This is a genomic window from Tenacibaculum profundicola, from assembly GCF_057220795.1.
Genome location: NZ_CM170137.1, coordinates 2906676 through 2931898 on the forward strand (window position 1 = coordinate 2906676; position 25223 = coordinate 2931898).

At 33.9% G+C, this 25223-nt stretch carries 22 protein-coding genes and 1 tRNA gene; 18 read left to right on the plus strand and 5 right to left on the minus strand.

Annotated features, from left to right (window positions below):
* Nucleotides 1-69: 69 nt before the first annotated feature.
* The 13 genes from AC2TDS_RS12490 to AC2TDS_RS12550 all read left to right on the plus strand — a co-directional run bounded on the left by AC2TDS_RS12490 (nucleotide 70) and on the right by AC2TDS_RS12550 (nucleotide 13556).
* Nucleotides 70-348, plus strand: coding sequence for a barstar family protein (locus tag AC2TDS_RS12490; protein WP_484735913.1), 279 nt, complete (start codon nucleotides 70-72; stop codon nucleotides 346-348).
* Complete coding sequence (locus tag AC2TDS_RS12495) at nucleotides 349-720, plus strand: hypothetical protein (RefSeq protein ID WP_484735914.1); 372 nt, start codon at nucleotides 349-351, stop codon at nucleotides 718-720.
* Nucleotides 721-1327: 607 nt separating this feature from the next.
* Nucleotides 1328-1768, plus strand: a complete 441-nt coding sequence (locus AC2TDS_RS12500; RefSeq protein ID WP_484735909.1) for a hypothetical protein — start codon at nucleotides 1328-1330, stop codon at nucleotides 1766-1768.
* On the plus strand, nucleotides 1740-2699 hold the full coding sequence (locus AC2TDS_RS12505; RefSeq protein ID WP_484735915.1) for a reverse transcriptase domain-containing protein: 960 nt from the start codon (nucleotides 1740-1742) through the stop codon (nucleotides 2697-2699). The genes AC2TDS_RS12500 and AC2TDS_RS12505 overlap by 29 nt, the downstream gene beginning before the upstream one ends.
* 177 nt (nucleotides 2700-2876) lie before the next feature.
* Entirely contained in the window at nucleotides 2877-3617 is a 741-nt protein-coding gene (locus AC2TDS_RS12510) for an SH3 domain-containing protein (RefSeq protein WP_484735916.1), read from the plus strand.
* 177 nt (nucleotides 3618-3794) lie between these two features.
* Complete coding sequence (locus AC2TDS_RS12515; protein WP_484735917.1) at nucleotides 3795-4361, plus strand: hypothetical protein; 567 nt, start codon at nucleotides 3795-3797, stop codon at nucleotides 4359-4361.
* Nucleotides 4362-4557: 196 nt separating this feature from the next.
* Entirely contained in the window at nucleotides 4558-5370 is an 813-nt protein-coding gene (locus tag AC2TDS_RS12520; RefSeq protein WP_484735918.1) for a type II secretion system protein GspG, read from the plus strand.
* A gap of 183 nt (nucleotides 5371-5553) precedes the next feature.
* Complete coding sequence (locus AC2TDS_RS12525) at nucleotides 5554-6051, plus strand: hypothetical protein (RefSeq protein WP_484735919.1); 498 nt, start codon at nucleotides 5554-5556, stop codon at nucleotides 6049-6051.
* Between the two features lie 477 nt (nucleotides 6052-6528).
* Nucleotides 6529-7263, plus strand: coding sequence for a LytTR family transcriptional regulator DNA-binding domain-containing protein (locus AC2TDS_RS12530; RefSeq protein ID WP_484735920.1), 735 nt, complete (start codon nucleotides 6529-6531; stop codon nucleotides 7261-7263).
* Nucleotides 7264-7386: 123 nt separating this feature from the next.
* Nucleotides 7387-8598, plus strand: a complete 1212-nt coding sequence (locus AC2TDS_RS12535; RefSeq protein ID WP_484735921.1) for an alpha/beta hydrolase-fold protein — start codon at nucleotides 7387-7389, stop codon at nucleotides 8596-8598.
* A gap of 242 nt (nucleotides 8599-8840) precedes the next feature.
* The gene (locus AC2TDS_RS12540) at nucleotides 8841-10202 is read left to right on the plus strand and encodes a serine hydrolase domain-containing protein (protein ID WP_484735922.1); all 1362 of its coding nucleotides are present in this window, start codon (nucleotides 8841-8843) and stop codon (nucleotides 10200-10202) included.
* Between the two features lie 1063 nt (nucleotides 10203-11265).
* Nucleotides 11266-12183: a reverse transcriptase domain-containing protein gene (locus tag AC2TDS_RS12545; protein ID WP_484735923.1), complete on the plus strand. Its 918-nt coding sequence runs from the start codon at nucleotides 11266-11268 to the stop codon at nucleotides 12181-12183.
* 140 nt (nucleotides 12184-12323) lie between these two features.
* The gene (locus AC2TDS_RS12550; RefSeq protein WP_484735924.1) at nucleotides 12324-13556 is read left to right on the plus strand and encodes a S41 family peptidase; all 1233 of its coding nucleotides are present in this window, start codon (nucleotides 12324-12326) and stop codon (nucleotides 13554-13556) included.
* Between the two features lie 167 nt (nucleotides 13557-13723).
* Here the strand turns inward: AC2TDS_RS12550 and AC2TDS_RS12555 are convergent.
* From AC2TDS_RS12555 to AC2TDS_RS12570, 4 genes are all read right to left on the minus strand, one after another.
* Nucleotides 13724-13794: transfer RNA gene (locus AC2TDS_RS12555), tRNA-Cys, on the minus strand.
* A gap of 53 nt (nucleotides 13795-13847) precedes the next feature.
* Nucleotides 13848-14210 carry a dihydroneopterin aldolase gene (gene folB, locus AC2TDS_RS12560; RefSeq protein ID WP_484735925.1) on the minus strand — a complete coding sequence of 121 codons (363 nt, stop codon included), beginning with the start codon at nucleotides 14208-14210 and terminating at the stop codon, nucleotides 13848-13850.
* A 23-nt stretch (nucleotides 14211-14233) separates the two neighbouring features.
* Nucleotides 14234-14443: a zinc ribbon domain-containing protein gene (locus AC2TDS_RS12565; protein ID WP_484738950.1), complete on the minus strand. Its 210-nt coding sequence runs from the start codon at nucleotides 14441-14443 to the stop codon at nucleotides 14234-14236.
* Between the two features lie 46 nt (nucleotides 14444-14489).
* Nucleotides 14490-17312: a WD40/YVTN/BNR-like repeat-containing protein gene (locus AC2TDS_RS12570; protein WP_484735926.1), complete on the minus strand. Its 2823-nt coding sequence runs from the start codon at nucleotides 17310-17312 to the stop codon at nucleotides 14490-14492.
* 382 nt (nucleotides 17313-17694) lie between these two features.
* Between AC2TDS_RS12570 and AC2TDS_RS12575 the strand changes: the two genes are divergently transcribed.
* The 5 genes from AC2TDS_RS12575 (at nucleotide 17695) to AC2TDS_RS12595 (ending at nucleotide 23168) form a co-directional block, all read left to right on the plus strand.
* On the plus strand, nucleotides 17695-18597 hold the full coding sequence (locus tag AC2TDS_RS12575) for a RimK family alpha-L-glutamate ligase (protein WP_484735927.1): 903 nt from the start codon (nucleotides 17695-17697) through the stop codon (nucleotides 18595-18597).
* The gene (locus AC2TDS_RS12580) at nucleotides 18564-19529 is read left to right on the plus strand and encodes a succinylglutamate desuccinylase/aspartoacylase family protein (RefSeq protein WP_484735928.1); all 966 of its coding nucleotides are present in this window, start codon (nucleotides 18564-18566) and stop codon (nucleotides 19527-19529) included. The genes AC2TDS_RS12575 and AC2TDS_RS12580 overlap by 34 nt, the downstream gene beginning before the upstream one ends.
* A gap of 72 nt (nucleotides 19530-19601) precedes the next feature.
* The gene (locus tag AC2TDS_RS12585) at nucleotides 19602-19862 is read left to right on the plus strand and encodes a hypothetical protein (RefSeq protein ID WP_484735929.1); all 261 of its coding nucleotides are present in this window, start codon (nucleotides 19602-19604) and stop codon (nucleotides 19860-19862) included.
* Nucleotides 19863-20422: 560 nt separating this feature from the next.
* Nucleotides 20423-21712: an aminopeptidase P N-terminal domain-containing protein gene (locus tag AC2TDS_RS12590; RefSeq protein WP_484735930.1), complete on the plus strand. Its 1290-nt coding sequence runs from the start codon at nucleotides 20423-20425 to the stop codon at nucleotides 21710-21712.
* Nucleotides 21713-21800: 88 nt separating this feature from the next.
* Nucleotides 21801-23168, plus strand: a complete 1368-nt coding sequence (locus AC2TDS_RS12595; RefSeq protein ID WP_484735931.1) for an alanine/glycine:cation symporter family protein — start codon at nucleotides 21801-21803, stop codon at nucleotides 23166-23168.
* Here AC2TDS_RS12595 and AC2TDS_RS12600 read toward each other — a convergent pair.
* Entirely contained in the window at nucleotides 23128-24882 is a 1755-nt protein-coding gene (locus AC2TDS_RS12600; protein WP_484735932.1) for a M28 family peptidase, read from the minus strand. The genes AC2TDS_RS12595 and AC2TDS_RS12600 overlap by 41 nt on opposite strands.
* Nucleotides 24883-25223: the final 341 nt, after the last annotated feature.

Here is a 25223-nt window from a genome sequence, read left to right on the forward strand (position 1 = left end):
ATGCAAAAATAAATAAATAAATATATAGAGATAGCTATTAGGCTCTACTCTACTGCTTAATTTATCAAAATGCGAATAATAGAAATAAACGGGAATAAATTTTCAAATATGAAGGGGTTTTATCGAGAGATTGAATCGAAAATGACTTTCGGACTGAATTGGAAAATTGGACGGAATCTTAACGCATTTGATGATGTTTTATCTGGTGGTTTTGGAGTTCATGATGTTGACGAGAAATATATACTTAAATGGCATCGTAGTGAAAAAAGTAAATCTGATTTAAAATATTATGACCGAATAATTCAAATCATAAAAGAACACGAGAATATCGAACTACAACTGACTTAAATGCTATTTTGGAAAACCGAAAATAAGATTGAACCTAGAAAGGAATTTTACTCAAAAATTCAAGAGTATTATGTTGGACTTGCTGACAAACAAATCCCGACTGACTTGCTCAATGAAATTATTTCAAAAATAACAGACCAAATTTATAGTGATTACAAGAGGTTTTGGAAACAATATCCTAAATCAAGAAAAAGGTATTCGAGTTTGAAAATGGATGATATTGAACATCCTTCGGTTTATTTTATGATTACCGATTTTCTGAATGAAAAAGGAATTTCAAAATCAAGAGAATATTCAAAGATCTTGTTCAAAATGAATGATGAGGAATTTGACAAACATTTAGATTATAAGGATTGGTACGAAACAAAATAAAAAAACTAAGCACAACAATGTATAACCGCAATTACGGCGGATTCGACTACGTCCGAATCCACTCTGTAATTGCCAAGGTCAGTGCTTGACAGAGACATTTCGTATATTTAACCCGTAACTGCGGTTATACTAGACGTTAGTGTGCCACGAAGTTGTGTAAATCCAGTGGGTGTAAATCCCACCAGAGTAATTGGCTGTTCACTCTGAAGGAATCTAGACAGTTAGACTCGTGAGGGTTTTGCTGAAGCTCTAGAGGACAAATAATCAAGCCGTAATGTGTAACGTGAACCCATAGTAGCTTCGATAGGTGTACTCGCAATTTGGGGAGAGTTTTGACGGTCTTCGAACCCTGTCACTTCCATAGGATAAACAGTCGCGAGACTATGGAAGAGTTGCCGGAGTCATAGGGATGGCGTGATTATAGATGGATTTATACGGAACGTGGGAGGTCTCTTATAATAAGCATTGGCAAGGCAAAACATGCTGGTATAAGTATTACGAAATCCAGCAATGGTTATAAGAGAAGTCGGAGGAGCTCATAGTACCGATAATTATAGGGACAACATAACCCTATTTAGGAAAGGGGCTCTACTTTAGAGAAGCTTATATGAAAAACAGAACGACCTATATTGATGAAAATCTATTAGTAAGTCCATCGTTATGCGATGAGAAAGTTCGTGTTTTTCAAAGGAAGCTATACATTACAGCCAAGAGAGATAGCAGTTTTGTAGCACATAGTTTGTATGATAAAATATGTTTAGACTATTTTCTAATCACTGCATTCTATCGAGTTAAACAAAACTACACAAAAGGAATGGGAGTAGATGGTGTTAGTATTGCTAGTATCGAGCAATCAGGTCTACAGACTTACTTAACAAACTTACAAAATGAATTAAGGGAGAAACGGTACCGAAGCAATTTAATTAAACGAGTTTTGATACCAAAAGAAGAGAAAGGATCTTTTCGGTCATTAGGAATACCTACCATAAAAGATAGGATAGTTCAAATGGCAGTAAAAAATGGCCATAGAACCGCTATGGGAAACTGAATTTATAGCTACGTCTTATGGGTTCAGGCCCAAGCGAAGTGCCAAAGACGCAATAAAGCAGGTAAAGACAAATATCTACGAAGGGTATCAATTTGTACTGGATGCCGATTTATCGAAGTACTTTGATAGTATCCCTCATGACCGCCTGTTTATTTGCTTAAAGCGAAAGATTTCAGATACTTCGATACTTGGATTAATTCACCAATGGGTAAGAGCTCCTATTCAATTAGAAACAAAGGAGTTATTAAAGAGTAAACAAGGAAGCCCACAAGGAGGGGTAATCTCTCCACTACTATCAAACATCTACTTGCATGAATTAGACAAAATAGTAACAAATCCAAAAGGTAAATTTGCCCACTCACAAATTCGTATAGTACGTTTTGCAGATGATTTTCTTCTAATGGGGAAATGGTATTTCAGTAAAGATATACTAAGTTATCTAGGTAAAATAGTATCGAATATGGGACTAAGATTAAACCCGAATAAAACCAAGTTATTACATACGAGCAAGAGCAGTCTTTACTTTCTAGGATTTGAAATTAGGAGTATACGCTCGAAATTTAGTTGGAACAAAAAGAAGTATACCAATATTCGTCCTAGTAATAAGTCACGGAGTAAACTATTCCGAAAGCTTCGGGATACATTATATAAACGACGGCATTGGACTATACCTTGGATTGTATGGAAACTAAATAAGGTAATTCTAGGTTGGTTAAATTATTACTCAATAAGTAAAACGACCCATATTTGGGAAACGATCAAGGTTATAAAGAAACAATTGGATTACCAACTGTTTAAATGGATGAAAAGAAAAGGTCGAAAAGCACATCGGAAGCTTCGCCAGCATCCCTATGAGACATTAGTTAGATTGTATAATCTTCTAGACATAGAAAAGTATGCTCGCTTAAAGACACTCTCGAAAGCGGAATGAAGAACTCTATTCGGTAAGCCGTATGAGGGAAAACTTCATGTACGGTTTGATGAAGGGGGCACTGATAGCTATTTTGTTTTTGTATATTTGGTAAAACAAGTAATGCAAAAATAAATAAATAAATATATAGAGATAGCTATCAGGCTCTACTCTACTGGGCAAGCAAAAATGATGACTTTGAAATATTACATACTGACCATATTGACATTCTGCTCTTTGAGTTTAATGGCACAGAATGGACCAGCAATTATTAATGATTCTGACGGTTTTACAAATGTTCGCAGCGGACCAGGAACAGACAATGAAGTAATTGACACCTTGTTCAATGAAGACTTCTTCTACTTCACACTTGTCAAGAGTTCAGATTGGGTAAAAGTGACTGCTTGGAAGGGAAGGCAAATTGAAGGCTTTATTCATAAAAGTAGAATTCAGCAAGTCAACAATCTTGACAATAAATCCCTTAAGGAAATCATAATTAAAGTACTCGACAGACAGAGAACCTTGGCTGACAATTTTAGAGCAGCTTGGAGAGCAAAAGACAGTCTTGCCTACAGAACAACCGTAAGAGAATTGGAGTATTACAATGACACTAAATACGACCCGATACTACAAGTAATTCCAGAGTATTTCTGTTCGACCAATGATGATGAAATAATTGACAAATTCATTGCGACAATGTGGTCTGACAAAGGTTCGGCTAATGAAATGCCGTCATTCTCAATTGGTGGCTGCTTCATTTGTAATGCTGAATTGGTAATAGAACGACTTAACAAAATCATAGATAATGAGCAGAAAAAATTAATTATTAGTCATATAGAATGGGGACTAATGAATCAGTTAAACGTTGATGAAGAAGGGAATTCAGAAGATAAAGAATATAATGAACTAATAGAAAAACTAAAAAAAGCCAGCCCATAATAACTAAGCATATGGCGTGCCGATAGGCTAACGCTATATGCCCTGTTGACTGATCCGTTGATAACAAGGAGTAAAAAGATAAGTTTGCGCTGTTTTTGTATATTTGGTAAAACAAGTAATGCAAAAATATAGAGATAGCTATCAGGCTCTACTCTACTGGTGCATTAGAGAAATAAAATGGCTCATAAGAAAAAAGGACATTTGACAACATCTCCAGAATGGGCAAAACATTTGCGAAAGTATATGAAGAATCAATTTTGGAAAGGAGAACGAAACGCAAGTAAAGAACTTATTCGTAGCGAATTGTTTGAATCTGACAATTTAATGTGGCAATTCCAAGAGTTAATCAAAACTCTGATAGCTATGTCAATGCCATACGAGGGTCAAAAAGAATTTTATGGAATCGGTGCAACAGCTGATGAAATGCTTGAGGACTTTTATTCTTACTATACTTTAAATAAAGTAAGATTTGTTGAGCGAAAATTGATTAACAAAGAATCCAAGAAGCGATTGGATGACATTGACTTTTTGACAGATAAATGGAGTTCTGAAAAAGAAGAAGGCTTTTGGTTTGAGATGGAGAATCATAAGGAAGACTGGGACATTCTTCGAGAAAAGGCAAAATTGACTTTAAAAATTTTAGACAAAAGTAATTTAACGGTTGACGTAAATCACGAAAATGAATTTGATGAGAATGGAGATGTGATTTCACAAAGAACTAAAATTAAATTGAAAGAAAAATAACGACACCACAATAACTAAGCATATGGCGTGCCGATAGGCTAACGCTATATGGTTGTTGGTTAATCCGCTGATAGTAAAGAGGAAAAAGATAAGCTTGTGCTGTTTTTGTATATTTGGTAAAACAAGTAATGCAAAAAAAAAATATAGAGATAGCTATCAGGCTCTACTCTACTAGCACATTACCAAAACTCATTAGATGATTGAATTAATATTATCAACTTTAGCTGAATTTGGACTTATTCGTGAGGATTTTAAACATCATAGAAAAATTACGAAAAAGGAAAAAGCTGATGGAAAGAAAAGACCTTTTCAAAGGTATTTTTTGCAACCAAGTTCAATAATGGTAATTGTGGTTTTAGTTGTCGGAAGTTTAAGTGCATTTCTGTTTTTCAGCTACCAAAGAACATCAATTTTCCCTGAAAGAACTAAAAATGAAATTGCTGAAATGACTGAAAGAATAGAAAAATGGAATGAAAAGTTTGGAACATACCCTGCAGACTTAAAAGAATTGATAGGAAATAATCCTATGAGACAGGACTGGAAAACTGATTCGTGGAATCGACCTTATCAATATTCTGTTACTGAAAGCGGAAATGGATTCTTAATCGTTTCATCGGGTTCAGATGGAAAATTTCAAACGAAAGATGATATTAAAATGACTAAACAAACCACTAATCGGAAATTAAAACTAGTTGTCACATACGATTACGGAGAAACCACAAAAACTATATCTGAAAAAGCAACAGCGGAAATAATAAAAAGCACAATGAAATCAACAAATTGGAATGAATTTCACATTGTCCAATTGGAAGATGAAAATGGAAATGAATACAAAGCTTTGCACGTAAGTGGAAGTTTAGGCGATGACGGATTAGCTTCTGGATTTGTGACAGACAGTGACCATATTTTATTGGTAAAACCATTAGAAACGGTTGAACAAATGACTGAAATTCTTCTTGACTTTTTGAAAGGAGAAGATATTTGGAGGAATAAATATGAATATAAATAACGTGGTACAATAACTAAGCATATGGCGTGCCGATAGGCTAACGCTATATATCCTGTTGACTGATCCGTTGACAGTAAGGGGGAAAAAGATAAGTTGGTACTGCTTTTGTATATTTGGTAAAACAAGTAATACAAAAATATAGAGATAGCTATCAGGCTCTACTCTACTAACCAATTTAAGAAAATGCAGAAGTGGGACAAAATTTTTGGATGTTTAATAATATTGATACTTATCGTAAGTTGTCAATATGACCCTTATGCTCATAAATACGTTACCGCAGAACCAAATGAATCCGAATTTATTGGAATCTATATTTTTGAAAACCAAACAATAGATTATAAAATAACAGAATTTAGAAACTCGGAAACTAATGATATTGTAATTCCCAAAATTGAAATCAAAAAAAACGGAACTTATTTAGTTGTAAACTTTCCTGTTTTCGAAAATTGGAATCCCACTTATAATGGACTAATTACGAATTCTGGAAAATGGAATAAAACCACTGTTGGTTCAACTTCGGAAGGAATGGGAGAATTAAAAAGTATTTGGGGAATAAATTTAAATGGATTGCCCGAAGAATCTCAAAATGCTATATTGATGAATAAAATGCCTCCTCACGATATACTATTCGGATTTGGAGACCCAGACGAAGGAAATGTTATGATATTTAAAAAAGAATAAAAACTGGTTACAATAACTAAGCATATGGCGTGCCGATAGGCTAACGCTATATGTCCTGTTGACTGATCCGTTGACAGTAAGGGGTAAAACGATAAGTTTATGCTGTTTTTGTATATTTGGTAAAACAAGTAATACAAAAATATAGAAATAGCTATCAGGCTCTACTCTACCCATTCATTGAAAAATTCAAATGGAATTAAAAAAGTAAAAATAACACCACAGGATTTCTCTATTTTGTGTTTAATAAATCTCCTAGTAGTATTAAAATTAAAACAAAATCTCAATATACTCTTCCTACCCGAACAATATCGGAGAAATATCAATCAATTATAATATTTGCTTAAATTAGCCCAAACTCAATGGAAATTGCTCTTTTGCTACATCAAATTTTCCTATTTGGAAAATATTAACGTGAAAATGCACTCTCCCCAGACACAACAGTTGTTAATAATTTGAAACCCCAAATACAAATTTTAAATGAATAAACTTAATCCATCGATAAAACACCACCTATTTGTTGGACTATTTATAGGTTTTTGGATTTTTTGTTTCGGATTTTTTATTAGACCCTTTGACGATCCCATGTTAGATTATGAATGGGTTCCTATTAGTATTGGATTTGGTGCATTTAGCTTCGTGTGTTATGCTATAATTGCCATTATACAAAATAAAGTCTATCAAAAACTTTCAAGATGGAATGTAACGTTTGAGATTATTACTATAATATCTTATTGTCTGTTTTTTACGATTGTCTTGTATACGTACTCTAAAAGCGATCTTGTAAACTCTTCTTATAATTTTTCTTACTTCTCGTTTTTAATGGCAAAAACCTCCATTGTTTTAATACCTATCCTAATACTGGCTAGAATATATGTTGTAAAACTTATTCCTCCTAAGGAGATTATACTCACTATAAAAGGTGATAATAAGTTAGATATACTAAAAGTATATCCATCGGACTTAATATGTGTTTCGAGTTCGCAAAACTATGTTGAGATTTTCTTTTTAGATAATGATACGTTAAGTTCGAAACTTATACGATCATCTCTAAAAAAAATTCATCAAACGGTTCCTTTTTTAATACAAGTACATCGTTCTCACTTTATAAATCCTTCTCATTTTAAATCTTGGAAAAATCAAAACACCATTTATGTAACACAAATGGAAGTTCCAGTCTCTAAAAATTACAAAGAGGTTATTTTAGCCTTATAATTTTCGTCCCTAACAGATAACTTTTCGTACCAAACTCATATTTTATAACCAATTGAAGACTTTTTGAATGTACTTTTACACCATGATAAACTTGTTAAATAATCATTATTAAATCTCTTTTAAATGAAAAATATACTATTAGTAGTTGCCATTATAAGTATCCATTTTCAATTAAATGCACAATTTTCCAAAAACGGAAACAAAGAAATTACAATCGCTAAGGTAGATTCTATTTACTCAGACACTCTTAAAGAATATCGTGAGATCTGGGTGCATCTTCCCGTTGAAGGTAAAGAGGGTGAAAAATATCCTGTATTATATATATTAGACACTCCGGAGCAATTTTATCCAACTGCCGGTATTGTAAGTCATCTAGAAAAATGGAATATGCCACAGACCATTGTGGTTGGGATTCCAAATAAAGATAGAATTAGAGATTTCACCCCTACTGTCGTTTCACCATCTCCAGGAGAGCCATTTGAGAATTCAGGAGGGTATGAAAACTTTGTATACTTTATGGAGTGCGAATTAGCTCCTTATCTTAAAAATAATTACCCCGTGGATGAAATGAGTACTATTGTAGGCCATTCTCTTGCCGGTTTTTTTGTAGTAAACACCTATGTATCACATCCACGTGTTTTTGATAAATATTTGGCTATTGATCCTGCCGTTTCTTGGGATGATCAAACATTTATAGATACCTCAGAAAAACTACTCCAAAAAAACAACTATCAAAACAAATCACTTCATGTTACTGTCGCAAACAGTACGGCGGTAGATACCGTAAGAGTAAGAAGAATGAATGATAGACATACCGAACATTTAAGAGCCAATCTTAACTTTCATGACATCTTAGTAGAAAACAAACAACATCTTGACGTTACTTGGGAGTATTATCCGGATGATGATCACAGGAGCCTCATCATTCCCTCAATGTATTCTGGCTTAAAAAACCTATTTAGTTGGTATACATTTAAAGCAAGATGGCTTTTTAATACACCTAAAGGATATAGCGCAAAAGAACTTACAAATCCTTACTATACACATTTTAAAACTTTGAGTACACATTTTAAACGTGAGATGAAACCGGAATGGGAATTTGTAAATGAGGTAGCATTTTTTATTTTAGATGTACACGACTTACCTGAAAAAGCAAAAGGTTTTTTTGAAATAAATCTTCACTTTTACCCGGACCAATCTAGAAGTTATGTGGCGATGGGCGATTTTTACGCGAAAGAAAAAGAGAAAAAGGACGCTATAAAATACTACAAAAAAGCTATTGCTATAGATGGTAATAGCGACGCTCAAAAAAAGCTCAAAAAACTATCTAAATAAAAGTTACGATCGCTGGATAGTAAAAGTAGATCAGACATTAATACCCTATTTTATTAATAAAAAACAAATGATGTAATCTGTCATTACAGATTAACATACGATAGAGTATGCATCAATGCGTACAAATATGCATGTATTTTGATGATTAAAACAATACCAAAAACTTTAAAATTAAACACCTAATTAAACTACGAATTAACAAATTTATGAGAACAATTTTATTACTCCCAATCCTCTTTATTATGACGTCCATATCTGCTCAAAGCGATTTGGCACTTTCTAATGAAGTAATTAACGAAATCACCCAATTTGTTGAAAGCAAAAGAGCTTACTATAATTCCCCAAGTATTGCAGTGGCTATAACAGATGAACATAACACGATATATCTAAAACATTTTGGCGATGCTAATATAGGAGACAAATATTTAATTGGATCCAACACAAAATCCTTCACAGCTTTACTAATACTCTTACTTCAGGAAAAAGAACTATTACATATAAATGACCCTGTAAATAAATACTTAAAATGGTTTGAATATAAAAATAAGGGTATTTCTGATAAGATTACATTAAAAAACTTACTTCAACATACATCTGGTATAACTACAGCCATGGGTGAAACTTTCATAGAGCATGATACTGGTTTTGATTATACTGAGTATTATACCAAAATACTTAAGAAACTTGAGCTAAACGAAGCGCCAGAGCAACCTTATATATATTCTAATGTAAATTACAGGTTATTGGGATTAATCATCGAAAGTGCTACAGGTAAAACCTTTGAAGAATGTCTAAATACATACATTACTAAACCAATGAAGTTAAGTGCAACATCTGCTAACTCGAACCCAAACTTAATAGATAGTTACCAGTATTTTTTATACCATCCTATATTAAAATTCAATAAAAATTTTCATACCCAAGAAATTCCTTCTGGTTTAATTTCAAGTACCGCTAATGATATGTCCCGTTACTTACGTCATTTAATGAATAGTTACAATAATAATTCTAATACCGTATTAAATGCTAGTATTACAAAACAATTGTTTGCTCCAAATGAAAATAACAGATCTGGATATGGCCTTGGATGGCGAATTTTTAATGATATTTTTTATCATAGTGGAACCAATAAAAGTTTTGAGTCTAGCATGTATATGTTACCATCTATTAATAAATCGGTTGTAGTTTTAATAAATTCAAATCAAGCCCCAAGCTTAGAAATTACAGATGGTATCGCGAGTATTCTATTAGATCAAAAGTATAGCAACTCGTCATCATTTCGCTATTATAGAGGGTTACCTTTTGTGGTGCTATTTCTTTTAGTTGTGTTTTTCTTTCAAGCTAAAAAATGGAATAAACTACATTTTCCAGTAGCATTTTCCCGAAAGGTAATGCCTAATCTTTTATTAATTATAGGGCTAGTTTTTGCTATGGCGATTTTAATTTTATTTCCTAAACTAAATGGAGCCGAATTAAAAACAGCAATACAGTTTGATCCTACCAGTGGATATAGCATCGTAGCAATAGCCTTATTAATGATTTTAACGTTTTTGTTAATCTATTTTAACAAAACACATAACCTCTTTAAACAACAGCGTTTTTAATGATTTATTCCTTCGACATTTTCTATTGAGTACCATTATTGTTTAACAAGGACTCTTACCTTTTTACTACATTAGTTCTAGATAAGTATGCGTAAACAAAATTGTGTAAGATATTGTAGAATAATTTGAACTCAAAAAATCAACGAAATGGCAACAACGTGTGTAATTAATAGCTAATAAAAGCTTACAATTTGGTCTTTTCATTTTTGCTAAACCACTATTAAAGCAGTTTAGACATGTTTTTTAGTTTTCAGGTTTTTCAAACCCGTTTTATAAAGCTTAAACAGCTTTAATAGCTCGTCCTCAAATTCGAAAATTTAATCGTATTTTCACGCAACTATTCTTAGTGTGCCGAGAAGCAATAGTCGGCAAATAACTATTGCATGCTATATTTAAGATGGTGGAATCTGTTTTTTTTTTAGATAGAGGGCCCACCAAAGTCGTTGTACAGGCGATGGCTTTAAACCACCTAAAGGTGCTGTAATTAATAGTTATGGTACTGAGCGTTTAGGAGAATCTAATCCACGAGGTTAGCAGGTATTTATAAAGGAGATGAACGAAAGTGAACTATTGAAGAGGTGTCGAGAAGTTGCAAATCCCCAGTCAAAAGCTAGGAAGTATGGTACGGAGTGAAAAGTAGTGTTTACAAGCACTAAATACGGAGGTTACCTGTTTACTTTCCGTATGGCTGGCGTCATTCAGATGGCATGACCTTTATTTGGGCTTATTTAAGGCACTTGGGAAGCTGTATATAAATGCTAGGCTAATATAAGGCTACCGTTTTTAGGATTCGCTATTAGTCAAAGGGAAATATACAATCGAAACAATCGAGAGGTAGAATACCAAAGTTATATGCAGAGGCGGACTAATTCGTAGTAGTGATGACTTTTTTGTAATGGAAAAGGAACGAAGGGGTTAGATACTACAGTTACATTTTATTTATCAACTCATTAATTTTTTTAGAGGATGAATTTATGGAATGAAACAAAATCAATACCTATAAGTCAGCAGATGGTTTGGCTGGCTTATAAAAAGGTAAGAAGAGCCAACGATGGTAGTTAAAATGTATTTAGAACCCCGTTTAGAGAAGATATTCAGTCCCTATTCTTATGGTTATAGGCCTAACAAAAGTGCTCATCAAGCACTCAAACAAGTTAGAGAGAACTGTTGGAAATTAGACTGGGTAATAGATTTAGATATCGAAGGGTTCCTTGATAATATTGACCACGGCAAACTGATGTTAGCCTTAGAGAAACACGTGCCAGAGAAATGGGTGCAACTCTACGTAAAACGATGGTTGGAAATGCCAGTTTTAACAAAGTCAGGAAAACTAATCCAAAGGCAAGAAAAAGGGACGCCACAAGGCGGAGTAATAAGTCCGTTATTAGTCAACCTATTTTTACATTATGCTTTTGATAAATGGTTAGAAAAGACAGACAGCTCAGTATACTATGTTCGATATGCCGATGATGTAATAGTACACTGTAAAAGCGAAGCCCAAGCAAAGCAACTACTTAATGCAATTCGAGAGCGAATCAAAGCAGTAGGATTAGAATTACATCCACAAAAGACAAAAATTGCCTATTGCCGAGATTATCGCAGAAAAGGAACGTACCCAATAAATAAATTTGAATTTCTAGGATACGCCTTTCAACCTCGAACGACTACTGCTAAGAAAAACAATCGTCTTTTTTTAGGATTTGATGGTGCTATTAGTATTGGTTCAAGAAAACGAATTGCAGAAAAGCTAAGAACTTTAAAAGTAGCATCTTTAAGTTTCAAAAGCATTGTAGGTGTTGCTCAGTACTTAAATCCTCTAATAAGAGGATGGGTTCATTACTATGGTAAATTTAGAGCCTCAGAACTTACAAAAGTTTTTAGACTGCTAAGTAATCGCTTAGTGCGCTGGGCAAGAAAAAGGTACAAGCAATACGAAAACAGTTCCCGTATTTATTTCATCATTGGAGATATTCTGTTATAAATGTAATTGCTTAGATTTGTAGTATAAGAGCCGTGTGAGGGGAGACTTTCAAGCACGGTTCTGTGAGAGGTTTAGGGTGAAACTCCCTTTACCTACTCGACCCCCAAACCGTTACTCAGAATTTGAAAAACAATAATTAAATGAAGAAACTTATATTCTTTTTTACAATCATATTAATGACATTTAATGCTTATTCACAAAGCAACAATATTGACAAAATAAAAGTTCGAGAAGATTTTAATCAAATCATTCAAAATATCAAGAATTTATATGCCTATTTTGATGATAAGGGGTTAGATATGAATTGTATTGAAGAGAAATATTTAGCCAAAATTAATGCGCTTAACAATCAAGCGGATGTTATACTTTTCTTTGAATACTTACTAAATGAGTTTTATGACAGTCACATATCTCTCAGTACAAATATTAGAGAATCATATCGCTTATCAGCACCAATATATATTGAACTTAAAAACGGAAAAGCGTTCATCAAAAATGTATGGCAAACTCAAATAGATAATTTAAACGAAAATATTCTTGGCGCTGAAATATTGAAATTTAACGGAGTAGATTTCAGTAAAAATATTGATGAATTCCCTTCAATTTGTAATGACAAATATTTGCCAGAAGTTAGAAATTGGATAGCCAACAAAATTGTTGCAGGAAAGTATAGTGAACCAAGACTTTTAAGCTTAAAGTTGGAGGATGGACAGAATATTCAATTAGACTTAGACAAATTGAATTTCAAGAAAGCGAATGAACTTTTAACGTATAGAGTTGATAATGGAATTGGTGTAATTCGTATTAATAACTCGTTAGGAAACAACCAACTTATAAGTGAATTTGATAAGATTTTAGATAGCTTGGTTGGCACAAAAGGATTAATTATAGATTTACGAAATACTAACAATGGAGGTAATACATATGTAGCAAAAGGAATTATGGGAAGGTTTATCAACAAAGAACTTCCTTATCAAAAACATTTTTATGTCGAGTCGTACGATAATCAACCTAAAATAGTCAGGAGTTGGTTTGAACTTGTTAGCCCAAGAGGTAATCAATACAAAAAACCTGTCATTGTTCTTGTTGGACGATGGACTGGTAGTATGGGTGAAGGTATGGCTATTGGTTTTGACGCAATGGATAGAGCTGAAATAGTAGGTACAGAAATGAAAAGGTTGGCTGGTTCTGACTTTGATTTTCGATTTGCAAATCAAGGATTTGGTTATAAATTGATTTTACAGAAATTATATCATATTGATGGAATCCCTCGCGAATTATATGTTCCAACACACTATGTAAAACAATCAACAATCGAAAAGGACGAAGCACTTAAAATGGGAATTGAATTGATTAATAAAATGACTGAATAAAAAACTGTGTAGAATAACTAAGCATATGGAGTGCCGATAGGCTAACGCTATATGCCTTGTCGACTGCTCCGTTGACAGCAAGGGGGGGGTAAATGATATTACTTCCCCAGTCTTTCCCTTTTAAATAAAAAACCCTGATAACAAATTTGTTATCAGGGTTTTTAGAGAGGTGTCGAGCGGATTCGAACCGCTGTAGATGGTGTTGCAGACCACTGCCTAGCCACTCGGCCACGACACCTAATTAATTAGGACTGCAAATTTACATTATTTATTCTTTAATACAAATGTTTTTTAACTTTTACGTACATCTTTTAAAACGATCACAACTTCTTGTACATTTCCCCCGATTGGAGGGTTTATTTTTGAAACACTTACGGTCGCTTCATCAACCATTGGTATTTCTTTAAAGATACGATTTAAAATACGTTTAGCCACATGTTCTAGTAACTTTGAACGTATTTTCATTTCTTGTTTTACAATATTGTTTAAGTGAACGTAATCTACAGTATCACTAAGAACATCTGTTTGTGCAGATTTTTGTAAATCTGCCTTCACTTCAACATCTACTTTATATTCAGAACCAATTTTTGCTTCCTCTTCTAAACATCCATGATTGGTAAACAATCGAATGTTATTTACGCGTATTATTCCCATAGGGGCAAAGATATGATTGTTTGTTAATTTGTAAATAAATCAAAAATATTACTTAGGGCACTTGTTTTTGCTTTGTAAAATTCTGTATAACTGCACCTTTGGCAGGTCACACTAGTGAATTTTTTGTTTTGAACATCGAAAATTTTTGACAACGTACCTCCTGTAGCGCGCATTTCTCCTGTTTCATAGGTTGAATTATTGCATTTTGGACAGGTATAGTTTATGGAGTTCATCATGTTTTTTTATAATAAGAACAATATTACTCTAAAACGTTACACTTTATTTTATTTCAAATGCCTGTTTACTTCCATTCATTTCTACTGTATATTTTCCTTTAGGTAAATAGTAAATCCCATTTTTCGCTTTTTTTAGTATCGCATCTTTATGTTTTTTTACATACGCTTTCTTCCCTTTTTCAGAGAAAGAAAGATCAAACGTTAATTCATTAAATCCTTTTGCTGCCGATATATTGATAGAATTTACCAATATTGAATCACTAAAAAATTGCAGTGTTACTTTTTTATTTGAAGTTATATAAAAAGGTATTTTCTGCTCAGGGACATAAGCTTCCAGCCATTTGCTCCAAGAATTCCCCCAATAATTATTTTTGGATATATCCTTGATGGAAAAAACAAAATCTTTTTGAGTGTCTTTTAATTCTTGTAAGGAAGCAATATTGGCTTTGTATAAACTACGTCCATGAGTCCCTATTATTAACTCTTTAGCGGTGGGTTGAATAACTAGGTCATGCACTGCTACATTGGGTACCGCAGTAAAAGGATGCCATTGTGCACCATGATCAAAGGTAACATACACTCCATTGTCTGTACCGACGTATAAAATGTTTTCCTTTTTAGGGTCTTCTTTAATCACGTTTACCGGCGATATAGGGATATTCCCACTTATTTTTTTCCAAGTTTTACCGTAGTTGTCAGATTGGTAAACATAGGTGTTAAAATCATCAAAACGATACCCATTTACCGTTACATATACACGTTCTTTTTTATGTTTTGAGGCTATTATACGACTTACCCATAAATTACTTGGTAATGAATTAGAGATTTGTTCCCAGGTACCACCACCGTTTTTTGTAACGTGAACGAACCCGTCATCAGATCCGACATAAATAAGACCAAATTGAAAAGGGCTTTCCGAAATGGTAGTCAATGTTCCATAGGCTACATTGCCTTTTTTACCACCTTGCGTTAAGTCATCTGAAATCGTTTCCCAAGAAGTTCCTTTGTCTAGCGAACGGTGTAATTTATTACCACCTAAATACAAAATATCTTGATTGTGCTTTGATAAATGAATAGGAGTTTGCCAATTAAATCGGTAAGGGGTTTCACCCAAAGGGTGTTTAGGCTGAATGTAGGTCTGTTTACCTGTTTTTCTATCGATCCGGTAATAATTGCCAAACTGATATCCTGTGTAGACAATATCAGGGTTTCGATCATCAACAGCCACTTGCATTCCATCACCTCCCATTAATCGCTCATATGGGTTTTTACCAGACTGATACCATCCTTTATCTACTTTGGCGTTGCTATTAGCTACCCAAACACCATTGTCTTGAAGCCCTCCATAAACATTGTATTGCTTTTGATTGTCAGCATACACAGAATAAAATTGCCCCACTGAAGGGGTGTTAAGTTTAATCCAGTTTTCACCATCGTCATAAGAAATATTTAAGCCACCATCATTGCCATCAATTAAATGCCCCTGTTTGCTTGGATTGACCCATAATGTTTGATGATCGGCATGAACATTTTCTTTACTAATAGAGGTAAATGTTTTACCGCCATCTTTTGATTTTAAAACAGGAACTCCTAATACATAAATAGCATCTTTGTCTTGAACATCAACACGGATTTCACCAAAATAATACCCATAAGAATAGTATAAATCATCTAAATAACCAGTATGTGTTTTTTTCCATGACTTCCCTCCGTTTTCAGTTTTAAATACTTCAGCGCCAATAACAGGAGTGTCAAACAATAATGAGTTGGCATTTTCTAAGTATTTGGCAAGATCTATGGGTTGTACTGAACCTGACCGTACCATTTGTTTTACGTTTTCAGCACGATATTTTTCTTGGAAGCCATTCGTTTTTAAATAGGTGTTCAGTTTTTTGTCAGTAAGATTTAAAAACTGATCAACCGTCATTGTTTTAAAATCGTCTTTTGTCAAAGCATTCGAAGTTTCGTTTTCCTTTTTCTCTTTGTCTCTTCTAAATTGATTGTCGTGTAAGGCATATACCGTATTTTCATCAAACACTGCTAAGCCTATGCGCCCGACTCCTGCTCCTTTTGGAAATCCATTATCGTCAGATATTTTTGTCCAAGTCGCACCTGCATCTGTACTTTTATAAATGGCAGAATTTTCACCATCTCCATCAAAATTCCATGCTTTACGTTCACGTTCCCATGAAGCAGCATATAAAACATTGAAATTATTTGGGGTAGCCTGAATATCAATAACCCCTGTTTGATCGTTAATAAACAGGGTTTTTGTCCAGGTCTTTCCACCATCAGTCGTTTTAAATATTCCACGTTGATTATTGGCTGAATATAAATGACCAATAACTCCGATTACTACTTCGTCTGAATTATTAGGGTTTATCAATATCCTACCTATATGATGACTATCATGCAAGCCAACATTTGTCCAGGTTTTACCTTTATCTTTAGATTTCAAAATACCGATTCCTGCATAAGATGAGCGAGATGAATTGTTTTCACCAGTACCTACCCAGATCGTTCCATTGTTCCAATCTACAGCAATATCTCCCACATTTTGTGTTGGAGAATTGTCTAGAATTGGAGTAAAACTGGTTCCGTTATTGTTGGTATACCATACGCCGCCCGAAGCATATCCTACATAGAATTCCGTGGTGTTCGTAGGATTTACATCGATATCAACTACACGCCCACTCATAACTGTTGGTCCAATGTTTTTGAAAGGAATGTTTTTTACAATAGATAATTTACTCAATTGTTCTTTTTCAAGAAGAGATTGCTGGATCGTTGAAGATGAAGTAGGAAGTTGTTGACCTAGTATGTTGAGAGAAAACAACGCTAACATCGTTTTTAAAAATGTTTTCATTAATTGAAATTTATTTTTGAAGCATAAAATTAACATAACCTAAACCCAATTCAAAAGAATTAACAAGAATTGTGATGCTAAAGCTATTAAATAGTAAGAGATTCTTGAAAAAATGTTAGATTTCAAATAGAGGTATAAACAATTTCTATTTCTGATGTTAATGTACCGATCATATGATATATAGTGACGACGGATATAGGTAAATCACTAAGATGAGGTCCAGGAAATGATAAAACGATCATGGTAATAGAAGGGATTTATGGTTAAAATGATTCCATTTTACCTAGAAATCGGTTTTTTGATGGAAAAAGAGTATTTTTTTTGTATTACAATAAATAAAAAAGAGTTTCTTTAGAGTTTAAATTTTTTAACCTAAAAATCTATGAATATTTTTATTCTGTCGGTTAGTGAGCACATATATTCTACAAAACGGATTTATGATGAGGCAATTAATCGGGGTCATGATGTTAGTATAATTAATCACACAAAATGTTCTATTAAGTTAAGTCGTGGGAAACGTCAGGTGATGTATGAAGGAGAAGATATTATTAATATACCGGATGTGATTATTCCTCGTATAGGGGCTTCAGTAACGGGTCATGGTGCGGCAGTGGTTAAAGAATTTGAAATGAATGGTGTTTTTAGCACGGCGCGATCAATAGGCATTTTAAGAGCTCAAAATAAATTGCATACATTGCAAATTATGAATAGAGAAAACATTCCGATTCCGGATACCGTTTTTTCTGCCAACACCGAAAATATTAAAGAACAAATACAATTGTTAGGTGGAGTTCCAGTAATTATTAAATTACAGGAAGGAACACATGGTATGGGCGTTATGTTAGCAGAGACAGAGAAATCTGCTACCTCTATCATTGACACTTTACACAGCATTAATACAAGTTTTTTATTGCAAGAGTTTATAAAAGAAAGTAACAACGAAGATATAAGAGCGTTAGTGGTAGGAGACAAAGTAATATGTTCAATGAAGAGAAAAGGCTTAGATGATGATTTTCGCTCAAATATTCATAGAGGAGGAAGTGGCTCTAAAGTAGATTTAACGGCTAAAGAAAAAGAAATAGCCATAAAGGCCGCTCATTATTTAAGCCTTCCTGTGGCAGGGGTAGACCTAATACGTTCTAAGAGAGGATCCTTGTTGGTAGAAGTAAATTCAACACCCGGAATTCAAGGAATTGAAGCATTTGCTAAGGTGAACGTTGCGAAAGCTATAATTAAATATTTAGAGAAAAAATGTTTGACAAAAAGTTCAAGAACGAAGAGGTAATAATTCGGGGTGAAAGAATAGGACTAGGAGAGTCTAAACTTATTAAAATTCCCGTTGATCGATTACCCACAGGCACATTGATAGAAATACCAATATACGTGTTTAACGGTGAAGAATTGGGGCCAACCATTTTATTGCAAGGCGGACTGCATGGAGACGAAATAAATAGTATTGAGCTGGTGAGGAGAATGTTAATTGATAAGAGGTATAAGATTCAACGAGGCTGCGTAATTGTTATTCCGTTGTTAAACGTTTTTGGTTTTTTAAACCTTTCACGTGATATGCATGGAAAAGATGTAAACAGGAGTTTTCCGGGGTCGAAAAGAGGGTCCTTAGCCAGCAGGATGGCGTATTATTTGATGAAAGAACTTATCAAAAACGTCGATTTTGCTATAGATTACCATACTGGTGGAGCACAACGAAGTAATTTTCCGCAAATACGATTTACCCCACAAGATGAAAAAGGATTCGGCCTCGCAAAAATTTTTGAGGCTCCTATTATGTTTGCTTCAAAATTAATTCCGAAATCATTTAGAAATGAATGTTATAAACATGGTGTTCCTGTAATTGTATACGAAGGAGGGGAGTCGTTAAGATTAAACGAAGTAGCTATTCAGCAAGGAATTAATGGAACCCTTCGGGTACTGAAATATTTTAAAATGATCAATAATTCTATGAAAATAGATAAAGAAGTAGCAAGTGTTTTTATAAAAAAAAGAAAATGGGTTCGTGCAAAAGTAGCGGGATTGTTTACCCCTAAGGTAGCTAATGGATCAGCAATTAAGAAAGGAGAAGTTTTAGGAACAATTATGGATACATATGGAGAAACCAATATCAAGGTAGTATCGCCTATAGATGGTTATGTAATCGCAAAAAACAACTTTCCAATCATTAACATGGGCGATCCAGTATTTCATGTAGGTGAGGTATAATGTGTTGATTTTATTTGTTTTATTGCTTTATTTTTAGTTAATTTAGAATATATTAACTAACACAAATAATTCATGGAATTAATTATTAGCTTACTTACAGGTGCTCTAGGCGGAAACGTAGCTGGGGCTTTATTAAAAAAATTCTCAATGGGCACCTTGTGGAATTCCGTGGTTGGAATACTAGGAGGAGGTCTAGGAGCTCAATTACTAGGAATGCTAGGAATTGACTTAGGCGGAATTTTAGGAAGCATTGCAGGAGGAGGAGTCGGAGGAGGTGTTTTAATGGTCATTATAGGACTAATTAAAAACGCCATGGGAAGCAAAAGTAAGTAGAATGAAGGGAAAAAGGTGCTTTTTAAAAGCACCTTTTTTTGTTTTGTAAACAACCAGCTATATCGTCTAAACAACTTTCATACATGTCCTAATCAAATATCAACAGAACACATATCTATGTCTCTAATATTAATTTGCCGGTCATAAATACAAATAGTGAATACCATCTATAAAGACCACAAGTAAATGATTGCGCGTTCTTACCTTAGAACGGTTACAGTGTCTTTTAAATTTAAATTTTTATTGTATTGTTAAAGGGTAACTTGTCTTTTCTTGATTTCTATCTAAAACAATCCGGTTTCGTTATACACTAATTAAAGTCGACTTCAGATATTAATACCATCCATTTTTTTTACAGTAAATTCAAACAATAACTGGTATAACATACTATTTTGTTATAGAAGAGAGATACTGATCTGCTGTTTAATACCTTTTTAAAAATTTAAGGAAACGAATTCGTAGAAATGCTAAAAAAGGTAAATAATGATATCTGCTTGCTACCAAACAACTTCTTTTTATTTATTTTTGACAACAACTTTATTCGATAAACTTCAAAATACATGAAATATCAACCAATAGATAGTAATCTGTTTATAAAAAACAGAAAGAACTTTGCAGCGAAGATGAAGCCAAATAGTTTGGCAGTATTTAATTCAAATGATATCTATCCAGTAAGTGCAGACAGCACCTTGCCTTTTGAGCAACATAGAGATATTTTCTACCTCAGTGGTGTTGATCAAGAAGAGAGTGTTTTAGTGATCTTTCCAGATAGCCCTAAATCAGCATATAAAGAAGTATTGTTTGTACGTGAAACAAACGAACACATTGCTGTTTGGGAAGGAGAAAAATTAACTAAAGAAAGAGCTTTTGAGGTTAGCGGTGTAAGAACGGTTTTATGGTTACAAGATTTAGAAAAAATTATGTTTGAGTTAATGAGCTATGCCGATACGGTATATATTAACACAAATGAACATTATAGAGCTAATGTAGAAACAGAAACCAGAGAAGATAGATTTACCAAGTGGTTACGTGAAAAATACCCTGCGCATACAGTAGCTAAGAGTAATCCTATTTTACAACGATTACGATCAGTTAAAGATGCTATTGAAATTGATCTAATTCAAAAAGCTTGTAATATTACCGAAAAAGGATTTAAACGTGTGTTAGGTTTTGTGAAACCTGGAGTTTGGGAGTATGAGATTGAAGCTGAATATATTCATGAATTTATTAGAAACCGCTCGAAGAAATTTGCGTATACACCGATAATTGCTTCTGGAAATAATGCCAATGTATTACATTATATTGAAAACAATCAACAATGTAAAGCCGGTGATTTGTTATTAATGGATGTAGGAGCTGAATATGCTAATTATTCATCAGATATGACAAGAACCATCCCTGTTTCTGGTCGTTTTACGGATAGGCAAAAAGCGGTATACAATGCTGTAAATGAAGTAAAGAATAAAGCAACAAAAATGTTAGTTCCCGGTACTATTTGGGCAGATTATCATGTAGAGGTAGGAAAAATAATGACTTCTGAATTAATTGGCTTAGGCTTATTAGATAAAGCGGATGTACAGAATGAAGATAAAGACTGGCCTGCTTATAAAAAATACTTTATGCATGGAACATCCCACCATATGGGCTTAGATACCCATGATTATGGATTGTTAACGGAACCAATGCAACCGAACATGGTTTTTACTGTAGAACCAGGAATATATATACCTGAGGAAGGATTTGGTATTCGATTAGAAGATGATGTTGTGATACAGGAAACGGGTGAACCGCTTAACTTAATGAAAAATATCCCTATTGAAGCTGATGAAATAGAGGATTTGATGAACTAAATTTTTTTAAAGAAACGATAGTTGTTGAAAATGACTGTCGTTTTTTTTATAACACCCAAGTAACCGTTGTCAACTTAAATTATTTTCTATGTATATGCCTATTCAAGAATTAGTAGCTAAATTTTCAGGATGGATATGGGGCATTCCTTTATTAATCTTATTAATTGGAGGAGGGCTGTTTCTGTTTTTGTATTCGGGCTTAGTACCGTTTAGGTATATGAAACACGCGATTGCTGTTTTAAGAGGGAAGTATGATAAACACGATTCACCGGGTGACCTATCGCATTACGAAGCCTTATCGTCGGCCATTGCAGCTACCGTTGGAATGGGGAATATTAGTGGGGTAGCCATCGCTATTTCAACAGGAGGTCCTGGTGCTATATTTTGGATGTGGGTAAGTGCTTTTGTGGGGATGGCAACTAAGTTTTTTACCTGTAGCTTATCGGTAATGTATCGAGGGAAAGACGAAGAAGGAAATGTGAAAGGAGGGCCTATGTATGTGATTACAGAAGGATTGGGTAAACGATGGAAACCTTTGGCAGTATTTTTTGCTTTTGCTGGGTTGTTCGGAACCTTACCAGCTTTTCAGGCAAATCAACTTACGCAAACCCTGATGGACGTTTTTCAAGTAAAAGAAGCGAATGTGAGTACAGCAAAGTTGTTAACGGGAATTTCTATTGCAATGGTAACGGCATTGGTGATTTTTGGAGGTATAAAAAGAATTGGTAAAGTGGCGGGGAAGTTAGTACCCGTTATGGTGGTGGTGTATTTGTTTACCGTGATGACTATTTTGTTGTTAAAAATAGAAGAAGTTCCTGCTATATTTTCTTTAATTTTTTCAGATGCATTTTCTGGAAAATCGGTTTTAGGAGGTGCTTTAGGAGCTTTAATTATAACGGGGGTGAGAAGGGCAGCCTTTTCTAATGAAGCAGGTTTAGGAACAGCTCCAATTATGCACGGAACGGCGAAAACCAATGAACCCATACGAGAAGGATTAGTAGCTATGTTAGGGCCTGCAATAGATACACTATTGGTGTGTACCTTGACAGCCTTGGCTATTTTAGCCTCTGGAATATGGAAAGGTTTTGAAGGTAGTGGTATTTCTTTAACCTTGGCAGCTTTTGATACCGTATTACCAGCTAGTTTAGGAAGTATTATTCTTACCATCTGCGTGTTAATTTTTGCGTTTTCAACCTTGTTTACCTATTCCTTTTATGGCTATAGCTGCTTAAGCTATTTAACCAATATTAAAATTGGCAAATATTATAACTATATTTATGTAGTAACTATTGTCATTGCTTCCATAGTGAAGTTAGATTTTGTAATAAACTTAATCGACAGTGCGTATGCGTTAATGGCAATTCCAACAGTGCTTTCTACATTAATACTGGCTCCAAAAGTTAAAAAAGCAGCAACTATTTATTTTCAGAAGTTAAAGACAAATTCTTTTGAGTGAGTTTGCTGGTGATTGATACAGATAAAGAGTCTATTAATTGCTGTGTACTATTAATTGCTGAGTTAAAATGGATGCTATCTTTTACCATGTCTAATGTGGTAGACGCTGTTTTTGAGTACCAGTTTTTCCAAGCTGTTATGATAGCAAGTTGTGTTTGTAAAGAATCGCCTTTGTATAAGGAAATTTCACTTTGCTTGTGTTCTTCTTGAAGTCGCACAGTGGCGGCTTGTTCAATAGTTGATAGCACCTTTTTTGCAGTGTTTTTATCAGCATTTAGTAATGTATACGCTGATACCAATGAAGCAATACCCACATTTTTTAACGTGTTTTTTGAAACTTTATCCATTCGATCATTATCTGTATGATAAAATTGATCGGTAAAATGCCAAAACAAAACACTTGGGATATTGGCTTTTAAAAAAGGAACGTGATCACTGCCCCCCTCATAAGGGTTGGTGTTTACAACCCAATTCGAACGTTTGCCCTGCTCTTTAAATGTATCAATTAAGAAATCATTTAAATAATGCGGCTTCATATCTTCTATAGACATTTTTGTACCTCCCCATTCAGTGTGTTGATCATTGCCCCGCGTCCAGATAGCGCTCGGATCAGGCATTTTTTCAATTAAAAAAGTACCGCCTGTTTTTTGCGTGTCTTCTCCCACCATGTCTAGCGAAATTCCCCATTTGATATTTTTAGCCCTTATACTGTCTTGTTGAACATATCTGTTGGTCGAAATAATTTCATCGCCCCATAAGAATGTTAGCGTCCTATCAGGATTGAATCTTTTTTCTTGTATAAATTTTGCAGTAAGAGTAGCCATTTCTAAGGCAAGACCAACACCTGATGCATTGTCATTTGCCCCGGGCTCTTGTACATGGGCACTAAAAACGAGACGTTCTTTCGGGAATTTTTTACCTTTTATATCAGCAATAATTGTAAGCTCCTCTGAAGGATAGATATTCGTTTTAATAGCTATTTTTAACGTAACCTTCCCTTTTAATAACTTGGTTTTTAGTTTTTCTTTTGCTGCGTAAGATAGAGCTATACTCCATGGTTTGATCTGCTCGTTCAACGGAATAGAACGAAATTGAATTGAAGTAGTGTTTTTTTGGGGCTGAAGGTATGAAGGGTTATCGTAGGTTATTAAACCTATAGCGTTACCTTTAACAATAGCCTGGTTAAAAATTCTATGAGGACTAGTTTCTGCAAATACAATTTTACCCTTTAAATTAAGGGTGCTTAGTTTATTTAGATCTTTTACATAAATAACCTCAGCAGTAATGCCTTCTTTGGGAGTGCTATAGGAGTGTAAAGCAATCATATTTCGGTTGGTATGATAGTGTAGTAATGTGTCTTTTTCTCCAATGATTTTTATAGTTGCATTTACGGGTTCCCAAGTAGGTCTTTGTAGAGGTCTTTTTTCTATTCTATAGGTTAATAAATCTTCCTGTTTTGCAGCATCTTCTATGATAAAGCCCGACTTTTCAAGTTCTTCAGCAATTTTATAAATACTTTTATTAAAGCCTTTATTACCAACAACTCGCCAATATTTTTCAACAAAAGACGTGGTTTCAAAAGCCAAATTACCACTAAACTCTTTATCGAGAACATCGTAATAATTAGAGGAATCTAAAGTTTCTACTTGAATTTCTTTTCGACAACTAAGAAATACAAGTAGAAGAGATAGCGTATAAACGGTGTTTTTTAACATGGTTTGACAATTGTAGTATCAAAAATACTGTTTTTTCTGTGGCTGTCGTACTTGCCTTTTATAGTTTTAGAGGTTTAATACCTACGTTTATGATTTAAAAAGAAGCGACTATGGTTTCTTTTGGTACAAAATAGCACTATTTATCACTTTAAATTACCTAATCCAATATGATTTGTCCTCCCTATCTTGTTATAAAAAGTAAGGAAATATATGAGTTATGCACTTTTGATAATGGTATCTTAAACTTTTCTAATATTGTTATGGTACAACAAGGCAGTCGTCAAGAGTGAAACACGGACATTTTGGTCATTAATGTATCATGTATAGAGCAATTTTTAGTA

Excerpts from the sequence above, each read along its gene's own strand:
- folB (WP_484735925.1), bottom strand. The coding sequence starts at position 14,210 with ATGGGAATAATACGCGTAAATAACATTCGATTGTTTACCAATCATGGA.
- AC2TDS_RS12500 (WP_484735909.1), top strand. The coding sequence starts at position 1,328 with ATGAAAAACAGAACGACCTATATTGATGAAAATCTATTAGTAAGTCCA.
- AC2TDS_RS12515 (WP_484735917.1), top strand. The coding sequence starts at position 3,795 with ATGGCTCATAAGAAAAAAGGACATTTGACAACATCTCCAGAATGGGCA.
- AC2TDS_RS12530 (WP_484735920.1), top strand. The coding sequence starts at position 6,529 with ATGAATAAACTTAATCCATCGATAAAACACCACCTATTTGTTGGACTA.
- AC2TDS_RS12565 (WP_484738950.1), bottom strand. The coding sequence starts at position 14,443 with ATGAACTCCATAAACTATACCTGTCCAAAATGCAATAATTCAACCTAT.
- AC2TDS_RS12490 (WP_484735913.1), top strand. The coding sequence starts at position 70 with ATGCGAATAATAGAAATAAACGGGAATAAATTTTCAAATATGAAGGGG.
- AC2TDS_RS12590 (WP_484735930.1), top strand. The coding sequence starts at position 20,423 with ATGAAATATCAACCAATAGATAGTAATCTGTTTATAAAAAACAGAAAG.
- AC2TDS_RS12495 (WP_484735914.1), top strand. The coding sequence starts at position 349 with ATGCTATTTTGGAAAACCGAAAATAAGATTGAACCTAGAAAGGAATTT.
- AC2TDS_RS12570 (WP_484735926.1), bottom strand. The coding sequence starts at position 17,312 with ATGAAAACATTTTTAAAAACGATGTTAGCGTTGTTTTCTCTCAACATA.
- AC2TDS_RS12585 (WP_484735929.1), top strand. The coding sequence starts at position 19,602 with ATGGAATTAATTATTAGCTTACTTACAGGTGCTCTAGGCGGAAACGTA.
- AC2TDS_RS12595 (WP_484735931.1), top strand. The coding sequence starts at position 21,801 with ATGTATATGCCTATTCAAGAATTAGTAGCTAAATTTTCAGGATGGATA.
- AC2TDS_RS12525 (WP_484735919.1), top strand. The coding sequence starts at position 5,554 with ATGCAGAAGTGGGACAAAATTTTTGGATGTTTAATAATATTGATACTT.
- AC2TDS_RS12545 (WP_484735923.1), top strand. The coding sequence starts at position 11,266 with ATGTATTTAGAACCCCGTTTAGAGAAGATATTCAGTCCCTATTCTTAT.
- AC2TDS_RS12535 (WP_484735921.1), top strand. The coding sequence starts at position 7,387 with ATGAAAAATATACTATTAGTAGTTGCCATTATAAGTATCCATTTTCAA.
- AC2TDS_RS12550 (WP_484735924.1), top strand. The coding sequence starts at position 12,324 with ATGAAGAAACTTATATTCTTTTTTACAATCATATTAATGACATTTAAT.
- AC2TDS_RS12540 (WP_484735922.1), top strand. The coding sequence starts at position 8,841 with ATGACGTCCATATCTGCTCAAAGCGATTTGGCACTTTCTAATGAAGTA.
- AC2TDS_RS12520 (WP_484735918.1), top strand. The coding sequence starts at position 4,558 with ATGATTGAATTAATATTATCAACTTTAGCTGAATTTGGACTTATTCGT.
- AC2TDS_RS12575 (WP_484735927.1), top strand. The coding sequence starts at position 17,695 with ATGAATATTTTTATTCTGTCGGTTAGTGAGCACATATATTCTACAAAA.
- AC2TDS_RS12600 (WP_484735932.1), bottom strand. The coding sequence starts at position 24,882 with ATGTTAAAAAACACCGTTTATACGCTATCTCTTCTACTTGTATTTCTT.
- AC2TDS_RS12505 (WP_484735915.1), top strand. The coding sequence starts at position 1,740 with ATGGCCATAGAACCGCTATGGGAAACTGAATTTATAGCTACGTCTTAT.
- AC2TDS_RS12580 (WP_484735928.1), top strand. The coding sequence starts at position 18,564 with ATGTTTGACAAAAAGTTCAAGAACGAAGAGGTAATAATTCGGGGTGAA.